This window comes from Rhizobium sp. 1399, from assembly GCF_031455475.1.
Classification (GTDB): Bacteria; Pseudomonadota; Alphaproteobacteria; order Rhizobiales; family Rhizobiaceae; genus Rhizobium.
Map to the genome: position 1 here is coordinate 325906 of NZ_JAVDSU010000003.1, position 14865 is coordinate 340770.

Sequence of the window (14865 nt, forward strand, 5' to 3'; positions counted from 1 at the left end):
CCTATTCGGGGATCGACTGCATCATGATTTCGCTGCGCAGGGCCGGTGCCTCGGCGCCGAAATAGGTCTTGAGCAACTTTGGGAAGTCGTTCGAGGTGTAGAAGCCCGTCAGCGTGCGGTCGACGAGAAGCCGGAAGGCGGAATCGTCGCGCCGGATCGCGATGCCATAGGGCTCGTGTGTGAAAAGGCGGCTGCCGAGCTCGAGTTCGGAAGGGTTGCCCGCCCGGTCGGCAAGGCCGATGAGAAGGGACCGGTCGGCGAAGTAGGCATCGATCTTGTGATCCTCGAGCGCCTTCAAACCGTCCTCATGCGTCGGAAAATCGACGATGCGGGTCTGCGGCACGTCGGGACCAATGGCATCGCGCAGCGTTGCACCGGTCGTCGTGCCGGCGCGCACGCCGATCGAGCTCTGGGCGGGCGACTTCAGGTCGACGGCGCTGACAGGGCGTTTGTCCAGAAAGAGGATCTGCAGGTAATCGGGCGAATCCTTGCGCAAGAGCGCGCTGGCGCCCGTCAGGAAGATAGGCTGGGAGAAGTCGACGCTTTCGCGCCGTGCAAGATTGATCGTGGTCGCACCGCAGAGCAGATCGATCTTGCCGTCCTTCACCGCGCCGAAACCATCAGACAGCGTCGTCTCGATATAGTTCTTCTTGAGGCCGGAAACGTTAAGGCCGACCTCATCGGCGATGCGGCGGCAGAGATCGATCGAATAGCCGGCAGGGCTGCCGTCCGCCTTCTTGAAGGAGAAGGGCTTCTCGTCAGCGATATAGCCGAGACGGATGATCTTGCTCTGCCTGATCGTGTCGAGTGTCTGGGCATCGGCAGGCCTGTAGGCAGAAAGACCGAGAGCAAGGCCCAGAAAAAGCAGCCATTTCATGCGCTTGAGCATGTCTCCCCTCAAAGAGCGGCAACCCTCACCGCGGACCGAAGGCCGAGACTATGGCCTGCCGGTCATTTGTCAACGGTAGCACCCGTTGCCGCCGGCTCGCCCATCTCGCTCTTTCGTGCATTGCCCTGCTGCGATCTCGCCTGCTAAGACTGGCACATATCGTTTCATCACCTATGTCCTTGGTTTTTCGGGAGGCTATCGTCGCCATGGCAGATCTTGCTCAATTGCTTGCATCCATCAAAATTCCAGACCTCGCCGGCAAGGCCGTGCTGATCACCGGCGCCTCGACAGGCATCGGCGCTGCCGTCGCCCGCGCTCTGGCCGCCCAGGGCGTCAAGGTCGGCGTGCACTACAATGCAAGCCGTGAACCGGCCGAAAAGCTTGCCGAGGAGATCAGGGCAGCTGGGGGTACGGTGTATCTGGTGCATGGCGACGTCTCGCGGGAAGGTGAGACGGAGCGCGTCGTCGAAGAGACGGCCAAGACCTTCGGCCATCTCGACGGCCTGATCAACAATGCGGGCGGCATGCTCGGCCGCAAGCCGACTTCGGAATACACTGATGAGCATTATGAGAAGGTCATGAACCTCAATGCCCGTTCGGTGCTGGCGGCAACACGCGCTGCCCATCCCTGGCTGAAGAAGCAGGGCGGTTTCATCATCAACACGACCTCGATTGCGGCGCGCAATGGCGGCGGCAATGGCGCAATTCTCTATGCGGCTTCGAAGGGTTTCGTTTCGACGATCACCCACGGACACGCCAAGGAATTTGTCGCCGACAAGATCCGCGTCAATGCGGTCGCGCCGGGCGTCATCGCCACGCCCTTCCACGAGCGCTATACGAATGACGAGCAGATGGAACTGCAGCGCAAGTCCATTCCAATGGGCTTCGTTGGCACCTCGGAAGATTGCGTCGGCGCGTATGTCTTCCTCGCCTCGCCGACCTTGTCAGGTTACATTACCGGTCAGATCATCGAGGTCAATGGCGGCCAGCTGATGCCTTGATCTGGGGCAAAACGACGCAAACTGAGGGAACTTTCGCACTGCAATGACGTTTCCCGCTTGGCCATTCAGCAAACGGGGGCGTCATGAGCTTTTCCTTTTCCGAACTCGACTTCCTGAAACCGGAGCTGGGGGCGGAATATATCGGTTCGGGCACGCATTTTGCGGTTTTCTCCGCACACGCAGAACAGGTGGAGCTCTGCCTGTTTTCTCCCGATGGCAAGAAAGAGATTGCCCGGCTGCCGCTACCGAAGCGCGAGGGTGATATCTGGTCGGGCTACATCGCCGGCGTCGGTCCGGGTACGGTTTACGGCTACCGCGCGCACGGTCCTTACGATCCGAAGAACGGCCATCGTTTCAATGCCAACAAGCTGCTGCTCGATCCCTATGCAAAGCAGGTGCTCGGCGATCTCAAATGGGACGACGCGCTCTATGGTTATACGATCGGCAAGGACGATCTTTCCTTCGACGAGCGCGATAGCGCGCCTTACATGGTCAAGGGTGTCGTTCAGGATCCGGATTTCGACTGGGCCGGTGAGCAAGCGATCCGGCGGCCGTGGCCGGAGACGATCATCTATGAGGCGCACGTCCGGGGACTGACGATGCTGCATCCGAAAGTGCCGGACAGATTGCGTGGCACCTTCCTTGGCATGTGCAGCGATCCGATCATCGATCATCTCGTGAAGCTCGGCATTTCCGCGATCGAGCTGCTGCCAATCCAGTTCTTCCCGAACGACCGCTATCTCGAAGAGAGGAAGCTCACGAATTACTGGGGCTACCAGACGCTCGGTTTCTTCGCCCCTCAGGCCCGCTATCTCTCGGGTGACAAGATCACCGAGATCAAGACCATGGTGAGGAAGTTCCATGCCGCCGGCATCGAAGTCATCATGGACGTCGTCTATAACCACACGGCCGAGGGCAGCGAGAAGGGGCCGACGATGTCGTTCCGCGGTCTCGACAATGCGAGCTACTACATCCTCTCGCCCGACGATCCGCGCCATACTTTCGATACGACAGGCACCGGCAATACGCTGAACGTTGCTCATCCGATGGTCATGCGCATGGTGCTGGACAGTCTGCGTTACTGGGTCGGCGCCATGCATATCGATGGTTTCCGCTTCGATCTTGCCAGCACGCTCGGCCGTCAGGATATGGAATTCGACCGGCAGGGCCTGTTCTTCGGCGCGATCCGCCAGGATCCGATCCTTGCCGGGGTCAAGCTGATCGCCGAACCTTGGGATGTCGGAGCCGGCGGCTATCAGGTCGGCGGCTTCCCGCATCCTTTCCGCGAGTGGAACGATAAGTTCCGTGACGATGTACGCCGTTTCTGGAAGGGAGACGGCGGAATGGTGTCGGAGATCTCGCAGCGCATCACTGGCTCGGCGGTGCAGTTCAATCACTCGGCTCGCGGGGCGACATCATCAATTAATCTGCTGTCGGCGCATGACGGCTTTACGCTGATGGATACGGTTTCCTTCGACGAAAAGCACAATGAGGCAAATGGCGAGGACAATAGGGACGGTCATTCAGACAATCATTCGGACAATATGGGTGCCGAGGGCGTGACCGATAACGAGGACATCAACAGGCTGCGAGTACGCCGGCGCCGTAACATGATGGCGACCTTGATGCTCTCCCAGGGCGTGCCGATGATCCTTGCCGGCGATGAGGTCGGCAACAGTCAGGGCGGCAACAACAATGCCTATTGTCAGGACAATGAGATTGGCTGGACGAAATGGGACGGCCTCGATGATCCGTTCCTTTCTTTCTGCCGCAAGGTCGTCGCGTTCCGCAAGGCGCATCCGGTGCTGAGGCAGGAGCGCTTTCTGACAGGCGACAGTACCGAGGACGGGCGGATCGAAATCGCCTGGTACAAGCCGGACGCCAGTTTCATGGATGACGGCGCCTGGAACGACGACGGACTTCAAGTGCTCGGCGTCTATCTCTCGACGAGTGCACATTCCCCCGATACCGAGGAGATGGACGATCTCTATCTGGTCTTCAATGCCGGCGGCGATTGCGAGGTACATTTGCCCGAAGTCAACGGCCTGAAGCACTGGGCGCGGGTACTCGATACCGGCGCTGAGGAGGATGCTTTCAAGCTCCATGAGCAGGAAGGTCCCGTTATGGTTTATGCCCAAAGCATTGCAGTCTTTGCGCCGAAGGGGCAGACCCGGCCGCCAAAGGATGCAAGCAAGGCCGAACGGCGCAGGTGGTTCCATTTCGGCCGGCGGAGCAGGTGACGGATCAATAGCAAGCAATGAATGCCGACGTCTTCACCGAGCTTGGTCTGATTTATGTCAGCGATACCGAACCGGGTATCCGCAGACGACGAAAGGGCAAGGGCTTCAGCTATACGCTGCCAGACGGGAAAACGCTGGCCGACGAGATCCAGCGGGCGCGTATCCATGCGCTCGGCCTGCCGCCGGCCTATGAAAATGTGTGGATCTGCATTGACGAGAACGGTCATCTGCAGGCCACTGGCTTCGATGTCCGTGGTCGCAAACAATACCGCTATCACAAGGATTGGCAGGCCTTCCGCAGCACCGGCAAATTCCATCAACTCATCGAGTTCGGCAATGCGCTGCCAAAGATCCGGCGAACGGTGCTGCGCCATCTCGATACCGGCGCGGAGGACATCAACGGTGTGCTTGCAGCCCTGACGATATTGCTCGACGAAGCGCATCTGCGCGTCGGCAACCAGGCCTATGTGAAGGAGAACGATACCTATGGTGCAACAACGCTGCTGAAGCGCCATCTGAAGATCGTTGACGGTCGCATCGAATTGAAATTCCGCGCCAAGGGCGGCAAGCGCGTGCAGCGCAGTCTCAAACATCCGCGCCTGCAGAAGATATTGGAAGAGATCGCCGATCTGCCGGGCAGGCAGCTCTTCGTCTGGAAAGACGAGACAGGTGCGCTGAAACCGATCGATTCCGGCCGGCTGAATGCCTATCTCGCTGACATCTCGGGCATCGCCATTTCCGCCAAGACCTTCCGCACATGGGCAGGTTCGCTTGCCGCTTTCGGCGCGGCGCGCAACGCCATATCGGAAGGACGACGCCCGACCGTCAAGGAGATGTCGGAAGTTGCGGCCGACGTCCTGCATAATACGCCGGCGATCTCGCGCTCCAGCTACATCCACCCGGCAATCATTGCGCTTTCAGCCAAGGATGAGACGCTGGAGGAGGGCAGTAGCGAGCCCCTGCGTGGGCTTCGAGCGGATGAGAACCGCATGCTGGATTTCCTGACGCGCCACACCACTCCCGAGTGAATAAAAAGAACCCGCGGCGAAGCCGCGGATTACGCGTTCAACAGGCGAGTATGGCGGCACGTTCTCGTGGCGGCCTTCCTAGCTCGACATTTCAAATATGGATCGAAGACAAAACTGATGGCAATGCCGATCGTTCCCAGAAAATTGAAAGCAATGCCTGATCAGGGCGCATCCATGTCGAGTTCCGGATAGTGGCGGAAAATGCCTTCCGTGCTGAAAGGCAGACGGCGGTCGGATTTCAGATAGCGGGCGATGTTGGGGCGATGCTCGACGCTATCATGGAGGGCGGCAAGCAGCGGATATTTGCTGCGGTAGCTGCTCATCGCCTTTGGAAAGGCATAAACGAGACCCTCGACGATCTGGAAGAGCGACAGATCCACATAAGTCAGTGCATCGCCGGCTGCATGTTTGGAGCCATACGGATTCTGCCGCAGCACGCGTTCGAAATAGCCGAGGAATTTCGGGATGCGCTCCTTGATGAAATCAGCCGAACGAGCCTTCGCCTCTTCCTTCTGGTCCTCGTAGTAGAGCGAGGTGGCGATCGGGTGATGCGTATCATGCACCTCGGCGACGAAATCGGTGATCGTGAGCTGCAACCCGTTCACGACATAGCGCAGCCCCTCGTCATCAGGCGCCAGGTCGAGTTTGGGGCCGAGGTACAGAAGAATGTTGGCGACATGGGGGATGATGAGGTCGCCTTCCTTGAGGAAGGGTGGGGCGAAGGGAATATGCGCTTCGCTATCGCTCTGCATGATACTAAGCATCGCGCCGGTGCCGCGCCCGCGACCGGAGTGGCGGGTAATGTCGATATAGTCGGCACCCGCTTCCTCGAGCGCCAGTCGCACAAATTCTCCACGGCCCTGGATGCCGTCCCAATAATAAAGCTCGTAAGTCATTTGCCCTCGTAATGTCTTTAACGCCTTGTTTGGCGGCCGAAATCCTTGCGAAGGTCGTCCTTCGCCTTTTCAAGTGTGCCCTTCTGCTTCTTCGTCAACTGGTCTCCAGCGCGGTTGATGTAAAAATTCAGCATCGACATAGCTGACTGGAAGGGGCTCGATTTGCGCCGGTCGCTGTTATCGGCCGAGTGTTTCAGGGAGGCGGCGATCTTCTTCGGATCGTTGGATGTGAAGACACCTTCCTTGAGGTCCATGGCGTCACTGTTTTTGGTGACACCCTGTGACCATTTCTTCCTGCTTTTCGCCATTGCGAGTGTCCTTTACGGCAGCGGCAGGTGGCCTCGCGCCACCTGCCGCGTTGCTGGCGCCTGATGGTGCCGTTAGTGATGGGCGTGGTGTTCGTTGCGCTTACGGGTTGCGGCGCCCTTCTTGGCGGAGGCGGAACGTTCTTCCTTGGAGCGGGATGCGGAGGCATGGCCGCCGATCCGTCCGCCTTTTTCGGAGGATTCGTTCGTATCCTTCTTGCCACGCCCGGAGCCTGATTTGTTGCCGCCGCCGCTTTCCTTGTTGACCGTTGCCCATGCACGGCGTTCAGCCTCCCCTTGGGATACGCCGCGGTCCTCATAGCCTTCCTCGATATGCTCGGCCTTTCTCTTCTGCTTGTCGGTATAAGCGGATTTGTCACCTCTCGGCATGGCTGCCTCCTCTGGTTGGAAAGAGGCTCAACCGCTGGCCATCCAAAAAGTTCCGGGGCCGTCCCGGCCGCCGCCTGTTCGGGAAATATCCGGAGCTTGAAGGTCCTGAGGCAGTCAGGGCCTAGGCAATGGGGCGCTGGCGCGCAGCGGTCTTTACTGCGCGGTCGAGTGCTGCGGTGGTAAACGGCTTTGGCAGCAGCACGGAACCGGAAAAGCGGTTCGCATCCGGCAAATTGCTGTTGCCGGTCGCAAAAACGAGGCCGACCGAAGGGAAAGCTTCGCGCGCCAGCGCTGCGAAGGCCGGGCCGGACATGCCCGGCAGGCCGACATCGGCAACGATAATATCTGTGTTCGTATCTGTGCTGCGCAGGAGTTCGATGCCTTGTTCGCCGCTGTCGGCTTCGATCACGTCGTAGCCGAGATCCCGCAGGATTTCGGCCGTGTCCATGCGGATGAAGGCATCATCCTCGACCAGCAGAAGCTTCAACCTGGCCTGGACGATGTCGCGCGGTTGCTCGCTGGCTGGCAGCGGCACCGGGTTGGTCTGGCGGCGTTGCGCCTGGTTGGCGAGGACGTGGCGTATTTTCTGCGCCAGGGCCTCCCGTGTATAGGGCTTGGAGAGGAGCTCCAGGCCGGGATCGAGCCGGCCGCCATGGACGATCGAGTTTTCGGTATAGCCTGACGTATAAAGCACGGCGACGTTGGGCAGGCGCTCGCGGGCCATGCGCGCGAGCTCCGGGCTCTTCAGCGGACCAGGCATGACGACGTCGGTAAAAAGCAGGTCGATATGCGCGCCGCTCTCGATCACGGTCAGCGCGCTTTGCGCGTCCCTGGCCTTCAGCACGTAATAGCCGAGATCGGTCAGCATCTCGACGACGGTTGTGCGCACACCTTCATCGTCCTCGGCGACCAGAATAGTCTCGGTGCCGCCGGTTGCGGGAACATTATCGCCAGTGGCTATTCGGTCCTCGCTCTGGAAGGAGCGGGGAAGATAAAGCTTTACCGTCGTGCCTTCGCCGGTCTCGCTGTAGATCTTCACATGGCCGCCGGACTGCTTGACGAAACCGTAGACCATGGAAAGGCCGAGACCGGTGCCCTTGCCCTCTGGTTTTGTGGAGAAGAACGGTTCGAAAGCCTGCTCGATGATCTCCGGTGGCATGCCTGAGCCAGTATCGGTCACGGCGAGCACCACATATTGGCCGGCTGCGACCTCCGGATGGGTGCGGCTATAGGAATCGTCGAGAAAGGCATTGCCCACTTCGATCGTCAGTTTGCCTGTGCCATCCATTGCATCGCGGGAGTTGATCGCAAGGTTCAGCAGTGCGTTCTCAATTTGGATCGGGTCGGCAAAACTGTTCCAGAGGCCGCCGGAAACCATCGTCTCCACTTCGATTTCCTCACCGAGCGCGCGGCGCAGCATGTCATCCATGGCAGAGACGAGGCGGCCGATATTGATCACCTTCGGCTGCAGAGGCTGGCGACGTCCGAAGGCGAGAAGTTGGCTGGCGAGCCGCGATCCGCGCTCGACGGCCGATAGCGCGTTGGAGATGCGCTCCTTGGCCCGGCCATTATTCGTCACATCCTTGCCGAGAAGCTGGAGATTGCCTGAAATGACCTGCAGCAGGTTGTTGAAATCGTGCGCGACACCGCCGGTGAGCTTGCCGATCGATTCCATCTTCTGCGCCTGCTGCAGGGCTGCTTCCGCCTGCTGGCGTTCGAGGATTTCGGCGGCGACACGGACCTCAAGCGTTTCGTTCAGTTTGCGAAGCTGGGCCTCGGCCCCGCGGCGCTGGACGATCTCAAGTTCGGCAGCGCGGATGAGCCGGGCGTTGTCGATTGCGACGGCAGACTGGCCAGCCAGGCTCACGAGGCTTGCCTCTGCCGCATCCGAAAAGCGGGCGGGCTGGCTGTGACCGAAGAACAGCCCGCCAATGACGTTGCCGTCGCGTGACTTGACCGGCACGGCGAGATAGCTGCGCACAGGCAGGTGGCCGCTCGGCATACCGGAATGTGGCGCGTTCTGCCCGTAGCGTGGATCAAGCAGGATATCGTCGGAGCGTACGACGCCCTCGCCGCTGAAGGTCGGTGCAAAAACCTTGGTGTTGCGTGGCATCGGAAACTTGTCGAAATGTTTCCGGTCGACACCCGACAGCGCGTAAAGCATGTAACTGCCGCCTTCACCGTCATCGACATTGTAGAAGAAGGCGCCGAATTCAGCGCCCGTCAACGCTACCCCTGCATCAACCGCGATCTGTGTCAGGCGATCGACATTGAGTTCGGCGGTAATCGCCGAGCCGGCCCTATTAACGACGGCGAGTGTTGCGGATTTTTCCCGCGCCTCATCCAACGCGATGCGCTCTCGGCGCTTGGCAAGCACCTGGTCCGTCACTTCCATCGTCGCGCAGAGAATGCCGGCGACCTTGCCCTCATCGTCCCGTAGCGGCGTATAGGAAAAGGTGAACCAGGTGTCCTCCGTCTGTCCCTCGCGCCGCATGGGAACGTGCAGCTCCTTGTAGAGCTGCGACTGACCGTTGAGCGTGGCCTCCACGATTGGCTCGAACTGCGGCCAGATATCCGACCACACCTGCTGAAACGGTTTTCCGAGGGCGGCAGGATGCCGTTCGGGGAAGATCGCGACATAGGCGTCGTTATAGATGAAGGCGAGTTCGGGACCCCAGGCGACGAATTTCGGCTGGCGTGAATTGACAACCATTTCGGCGATATGCCGGAGTGAACTCGGCCATGCTTCGACTGACCCGATGCCGGCAGCATCCAAACCATTCCGGCGCAACAAATTCCCGATTTCGCTATTGCCTTCCGGCCAGCGGCCCCCAACCCGTGCCATCAAAAATCGCTTTCAATCTTACTGTGGCATCACCCGCGCCGGGTCTGCCCGGTCCACCGTCGACAAAATAGAGGCGTCGGGCAGGAGGGAAAGAGCGAGCTGCAAATATCGTTAACCGAGCAAAGCGTCGATTACTCGCAAAAAAAGCTATTTATATTTGTTATTCTTGGTCCAGCTTCCGCGAGGCGATGAAGGTGCGGCTCAAAGCAAAGGAACGAAGCTGGATCGGTTTGCGCGGATCGCGAAAAAATACGCCGACGATGTTATCAACCAGAAGGATGAGCCCCAGTGCGAAACCGATGTAGAGCAAAGCGGCGATCAGAAGAAGCGACATCTCCATCCCTCACACCGGCGCTGGAAAACCCCGGCCGGAGGCCGCGGGGACTGGGATGACGAGAGCATGGGCAAAACGGCTATTCATGGCGACTTCCCCTGTTTGCCCATAAACAGCTAGGATACTCTTGTTCCCCGTTTCGAGGGGTGGACGCAGCTTCTTTACAAAGCTGTCCAGACGGACGTTTCATTCGGCTTGTGGTCACCCCCGCAGAGAAGCTGGCGCTTCATGAGTTTCTTAGCGCGCAACTAATTCAAACTTATGACAAAAAAAGCTAATGGGCGCCGCGAAGGCGCCCTTTTTCATCGCAAGTTGAATATTTCTCAGGATGCCGACTTGCGTACGGCTGTCCGCTTCGGGGCCGGTTTGACAATGCCGTTGGTCTTTGTGTTTGTTGCTGCCTTCTTGGCAGGTTTCTTGGCTTCGCCGCCATTCGTGACCTCAGCCGTTGCTGCCGGTGCCGCCGTCTTGGCTGCCGCCGCCCGCTTCGCCCGAGGTTTCACTTCCTTGCCGTTTGGAGATTTTGAAGCCCCCTTGAGCGTGTCATGCTCGGCCCTTGCTTGTTCCCAATGGATGGAATCCCGTCCCGTCGGGTGTCCCTCTTCTTCCCAGAGGGCATATGCACGTTTCTTTATCCACTCTTCCCGAGTTTCTGCCATCGCTGATCTCCAGTCACAACATGCCGTCGTTCGAACGCGATACCGTTGAAAAGGTTCCAGACTATGGGGCCGGTTTCAAGTGGATTTGCCAAGTAAATCGGGAATATTTTTGCGTTGCAGTATTTATAGGCAATAACTCGTTCTAGTTGCCTTGATATTGGACAGCACGGTGCAGGTCCTCGATGAAATTGGCACGTTGGCGCGCGACATCCTCTTCCTCGCGAATCCGCAGGAGGAAGGAAGGGTGGATGGTCACGAGAACCGGCGGATGGTTCTCTGGTGTGAGGATATGACCGCGCTCGGGTGTCAGTTTCACCTTAGAGCCAAGAAGAGAATAAAGTGCTGTCGCACCGAGTGCGACGAGGAGATTCGGCCGCACGATGTTGATTTCGGCACCGAGCCACCAGGAGCAGCGCTGAATCTCCCCCGCATTGGGTTTCGAATGCAGGCGGCGCTTGCCGCGAGGCTCGAACTTGAAGTGCTTGACGGCGTTGGTGACGTAGCATCGCGAGCGGTCGAGCCCGGCCTCCTCGAGACAGATGTCGAGCAGGCGTCCGGCCGGGCCTACGAAGGGACGTCCCGCAATATCCTCTTTGTCGCCGGGCTGTTCGCCGACGAGCATGATCTTGGCCTTTTGCGATCCCTCGCCGAAGACGAGTTGGGTGGCGTTCTTGTAGAGTTCGCAGCGTCTGCAGCCTTCCGCTCGATGTCTGAGCTGATCGAGGCTGGCAGCGTCGGCGCTTTCAAGCGTGAAGGCGGGGCCGAGGTTCTGTGCGACGTTCATGGCGGAAATCCGTTGGCTTTCACCCTCAACCAATCGCGCTACGGATTGTTCCTGCCCGTTCGGAACAACCCGCAGCCTCAGGAATTTGATGCTGATGGAAATCACATGGGGTGAGGGATGAACCAGATCTCACAGACAGGCGCGATCACGGAAGGCACGAGACGTTGGGGCGCAGAGCTGCTCGCGGGTGGGGGCGCGCGTTTTCGTCTCTGGACGCAGGGTGAGAATGCGATCTCGCTGCGGCACCGCGACCAGGATATCCCGATGCAGGACGTCGGCGGCGGCTGGTTCGAAGCCACTGTTGCGGAAGCATCCGCCGGCGATCAGTACATGTTCGTCCTCCCTGATGGAAAAGCAGTGCCGGATCCGGCGTCGCGGGCGCAGGCCGGCAACGTGCATGGGCCGTCTCTGATCGTCGATCCAAGCTACCAATGGCAGAATCCGCGCTGGCGCGGCCGTCCCTGGCAAGAGGCCGTCATCAGCGAAATCCATATCGGTGCCTTTACGCCCGAGGGAACTTTCCGAGCTGCGGCGGAGAAGCTGAAGCATCTTGCAGAAACCGGCATCACGGCTGTCGAAGTGATGCCGGTTGCGCAATTTGCCGGCAATCGCGGCTGGGGTTACGATGGTGTGCTGCAGTATGCGCCGCATTCCGCCTATGGCACGCCGGCCGATTTCAAGGCCTTCATCGATACGGCGCATGGCCTCGGCATCATGGTGCTACTCGACGTCGTCTACAATCATTTCGGACCCGAGGGCAATTATCTCCATTCCTACGCGCCCGGTTTCTTCCGCAAAGACCGGGAAACACCCTGGGGGGCGGCGATCGATTTCGGGCGCGAACCGGTGCGGCGCTTCTTTATCGAGAATGCGCTCTACTGGATCGGTGAATTCCGGCTGGACGGGCTCAGGTTCGATGCCGTGGAGCAGATCCATGATACCTCTGAAAAGCATGTGCTTTCGGCCATGGCAGAAGAAGTGAAAGCCGCCTTCGCCGACAGGCAGGTTCATCTCGTCATCGAAGACCAGCGCAATCTCGTGGAGTTGCTGGTCCGTGACGAGAACGGCGCTCCCAAAGCCTACGCGGCGGAATGGAACGATGATTTCCATCATGTGGCGCACATCGTCGCGACCGGCGAAACCATCGGCCACTACAAGCCTTTTGCCGATCAGCTCTGGCACAAGCTTCGCCTGGCGCTTCAGCATGGCTTCATCTATCCGGATCGAACCGATCCGCCGGAACCACCTGTCGGCGAGCGTCGCTACCTGCCGCCGACCGCCTTTGTCGATTTCCTGCAGAACCACGACCAGATCGGCAACCGCGCTTTCGGCGAGCGGCTGGTGAGCCTCTCCGATCCCGATATGCTGGATGCGCTGACAGCGATACTCCTGCTCTCACCGCACATTCCCTTTCTCTTCATGGGGGAGGAGTATGGGGAGAGGCAGCCCTTCTATTTCTTTACCGATTACACGGGTGAGCTTGCCAAAATCGTCCGCGAGGGTCGTATGGCGGAAGCCGAGGGTTTCGGTGGATTAAAGGCCGGCAGGACCGCGGCCGATCTGCCCGATCCCAATGCCCTTTCGACCTTCGAGAATTCGAAACTCGGCTGGCAATGGCTGGAGAACGAAGAGGGTCGGAAAAGCCTGGCTTTCGTCGCTGAGCTCCTGAAGCTGCGCAAGACCTATATCGTGCCGCTGCTGCGGCAGAGCTGGGCTATCGAAAGCGGCGCGCTGGAGGCGCCCGAAGGGACGCTCGCCATCTGGTGGAAGTTTGCGAATCTGACGCTGGCGCTGCGCGCCAATTTGTCGAAGCAGGCACAGGTCTTGCCGTCGGTCGCCGGGACGGTGATCTATGAGCGCTACGGCAAGGAAGCAACGCCCGCCGAGAACGGTGCGCTGCCGCCGCATTCTGTCGTCTTTGCCATCGATATTGAGCCGGCAAATTAAGCATCTGAAAATTTCGCGTTGGGAGCGACCCATGCACTGATTGAACGCAGACGATTCGCGGCTATATCCTGGGGCGATGTTTCAACTGCTGTCGACCTACTGGCCGCATATCCTCTTCGTCATCTCCATTGCCATGGGGGCAGCGGCGGCGATCCACGCCACCATGACCAAGGAAGAGGTCCGGGCTGCGACCGGCTGGGTGGGTGTGATCATTCTCTCGCCGATCATTGGCGCGCTGCTTTATATGATCGCCGGCATCAACCGTATCCGCCGCAAGTCGCTGAGCCTTCGCCGCGACGCTTTGCTGCCTGCCGCTGATCTGGACGAGCTCGAAAAGTTTGACGCGGAGACCGATGCCGTCATCAGCCAGTTCGGCCGGCGTTTTGCTGCCCTGCAGACGCTCGGCGATCGCGTCACGCGCTATCCGTTGACGACGGGCAATGCGATCGACATGCTGGAAAATGGCGACGAAGCTTATGCGGCGATGAAGACTGCAATCGATGGCGCCGAGCGCAGTATCCTGCTGGAAACCTATATCTTCGACCGTGACAGGATCGGGCTGCGCATCGCCGATGCGCTGATTGCAGCCGTCAAGCGAGGCGTGGAAGTGCGCGTGCTGATCGATGCGGTTGGGGCGCGCTATTCGGTGCCGAGCATTCTCGGATACCTGAAGGACGGCGGCGTGACCGTCGATGTCTTCAATGGCAATGTCATCATGGGCCTGAGGTTGCCCTACGCAAACCTGCGCACACACCGCAAGATCCTGATCGCGGATGGAAAGATCGCACTGACGGGTGGCATGAATATCCGTGAAGGCTTCAGCGAGGAGGCGGTCGGCGGAAGTTTTGCCCATGACACGCATTTCAGCGTCAGCGGCCCGGCGGTTGCCGATCTCTTCGACGTCGCGGCCGAGGACTGGCGTTTCACGACAGGCGAAGTCCTGAACGGAGAGGCCTGGCGCGGCGACCGACTGGAGCGCAAGCGTGGCGATCCGGTCTTCTTGCGCGTCGTCGCTTCCGGACCGGACCGGAGCGTGGAAACGAACCACAAGATGCTGATAGGTGCCTTTTCCGTAGCGCGCCAGTCGATCCGGATCATGTCGCCTTACTTTCTGCCGGATCGGGAGCTGATCAGTGCGCTGACGACGGCGGCCCGGCGTGGCGTGGAGGTTGATATCGTTGTGCCTGCTGCCAACAATCTCGTTCTGGTCGACCGGGCGATGACGGCGCAGTTCGACCAGATCGTCAAGAACTACTGCCGCATCTGGCGTTCGACCGGCAGCTTCAGCCATTCCAAGCTTCTCTCTATCGACGGAACCTGGGCCTATGTCGGTTCCTCCAATCTCGATCCGCGCTCGCTGCGGCTGAATTTCGAAGTCGATCTCGAAGTGCTGAATGCCGGCTTTGCTGCCGAAATCGATGAGCGCATCGACGATGCCATCAAGTCCGCCACGCCGGTTACGCTCGAGGGGCTGTGGTCGCGGCCCTTCCTGGTGCGGCTCCTCGAAAAGGTGCTGTGGCTGGGCTCACCATATCTTTGACAGAGTT

Annotated in this window: 13 protein-coding genes; 5 read left to right on the plus strand and 8 right to left on the minus strand. The window is 59.5% G+C overall.

Annotation, left to right across the window (positions count from 1 at the left end; all coding sequences use genetic code 11):
* Position 1 precedes the first annotated feature (1 nt).
* Positions 2-889 carry an amino acid ABC transporter substrate-binding protein gene (locus J2X71_RS12840; RefSeq protein WP_029868665.1) on the minus strand — a complete coding sequence of 296 codons (888 nt, stop codon included), beginning with the start codon at positions 887-889 and terminating at the stop codon, positions 2-4.
* A 206-nt stretch (positions 890-1095) separates the two neighbouring features.
* Between J2X71_RS12840 and J2X71_RS12845 the strand changes: the two genes are divergently transcribed.
* The 3 genes from J2X71_RS12845 to J2X71_RS12855 all read left to right on the plus strand — a co-directional run bounded on the left by J2X71_RS12845 (position 1096) and on the right by J2X71_RS12855 (position 5158).
* On the plus strand, positions 1096-1890 hold the full coding sequence (locus tag J2X71_RS12845; RefSeq protein ID WP_310382468.1) for an SDR family oxidoreductase: 795 nt from the start codon (positions 1096-1098) through the stop codon (positions 1888-1890).
* 83 nt (positions 1891-1973) lie between these two features.
* A complete protein-coding gene (gene glgX, locus J2X71_RS12850) occupies positions 1974-4130 on the plus strand; it encodes a glycogen debranching protein GlgX (RefSeq protein WP_310382470.1) in 2157 nt (718 codons plus the stop codon).
* Between the two features lie 17 nt (positions 4131-4147).
* Complete coding sequence (locus J2X71_RS12855) at positions 4148-5158, plus strand: DNA topoisomerase IB (protein WP_029868497.1); 1011 nt, start codon at positions 4148-4150, stop codon at positions 5156-5158.
* Positions 5159-5319: 161 nt separating this feature from the next.
* Here the strand turns inward: J2X71_RS12855 and J2X71_RS12860 are convergent, their stop codons facing one another.
* From J2X71_RS12860 to J2X71_RS12890, 7 genes are all read right to left on the minus strand, one after another.
* The gene (locus J2X71_RS12860; RefSeq protein WP_310382471.1) at positions 5320-6054 is read right to left on the minus strand and encodes a glutathione S-transferase; all 735 of its coding nucleotides are present in this window, start codon (positions 6052-6054) and stop codon (positions 5320-5322) included.
* Positions 6055-6071: 17 nt separating this feature from the next.
* A complete protein-coding gene (locus J2X71_RS12865; protein WP_029868499.1) occupies positions 6072-6362 on the minus strand; it encodes a DUF3175 domain-containing protein in 291 nt (96 codons plus the stop codon).
* A gap of 72 nt (positions 6363-6434) precedes the next feature.
* A complete protein-coding gene (locus J2X71_RS12870) occupies positions 6435-6749 on the minus strand; it encodes a hypothetical protein (RefSeq protein ID WP_029868500.1) in 315 nt (104 codons plus the stop codon).
* Positions 6750-6870: 121 nt separating this feature from the next.
* Positions 6871-9594: a response regulator gene (locus J2X71_RS12875; protein ID WP_029868501.1), complete on the minus strand. Its 2724-nt coding sequence runs from the start codon at positions 9592-9594 to the stop codon at positions 6871-6873.
* 160 nt (positions 9595-9754) lie between these two features.
* Positions 9755-9934 carry a hypothetical protein gene (locus J2X71_RS12880; protein ID WP_405049707.1) on the minus strand — a complete coding sequence of 60 codons (180 nt, stop codon included), beginning with the start codon at positions 9932-9934 and terminating at the stop codon, positions 9755-9757.
* A 317-nt stretch (positions 9935-10251) separates the two neighbouring features.
* Positions 10252-10587: a DUF2934 domain-containing protein gene (locus J2X71_RS12885; RefSeq protein ID WP_029868502.1), complete on the minus strand. Its 336-nt coding sequence runs from the start codon at positions 10585-10587 to the stop codon at positions 10252-10254.
* 142 nt (positions 10588-10729) lie between these two features.
* Entirely contained in the window at positions 10730-11404 is a 675-nt protein-coding gene (locus J2X71_RS12890; protein ID WP_310382473.1) for a UdgX family uracil-DNA binding protein, read from the minus strand.
* An 84-nt stretch (positions 11405-11488) separates the two neighbouring features.
* On the opposite strand from J2X71_RS12890, the gene treZ reads away from it, so the two are divergent.
* The gene (gene treZ, locus J2X71_RS12895) at positions 11489-13318 is read left to right on the plus strand and encodes a malto-oligosyltrehalose trehalohydrolase (RefSeq protein WP_310382474.1); all 1830 of its coding nucleotides are present in this window, start codon (positions 11489-11491) and stop codon (positions 13316-13318) included.
* Positions 13319-13394: 76 nt separating this feature from the next.
* Positions 13395-14858 (plus strand): phosphatidylserine/phosphatidylglycerophosphate/cardiolipin synthase family protein, encoded by a 1464-nt coding sequence (locus tag J2X71_RS12900; RefSeq protein ID WP_029868633.1) that lies wholly within the window; start codon positions 13395-13397, stop codon positions 14856-14858.
* Positions 14859-14865: the final 7 nt, after the last annotated feature.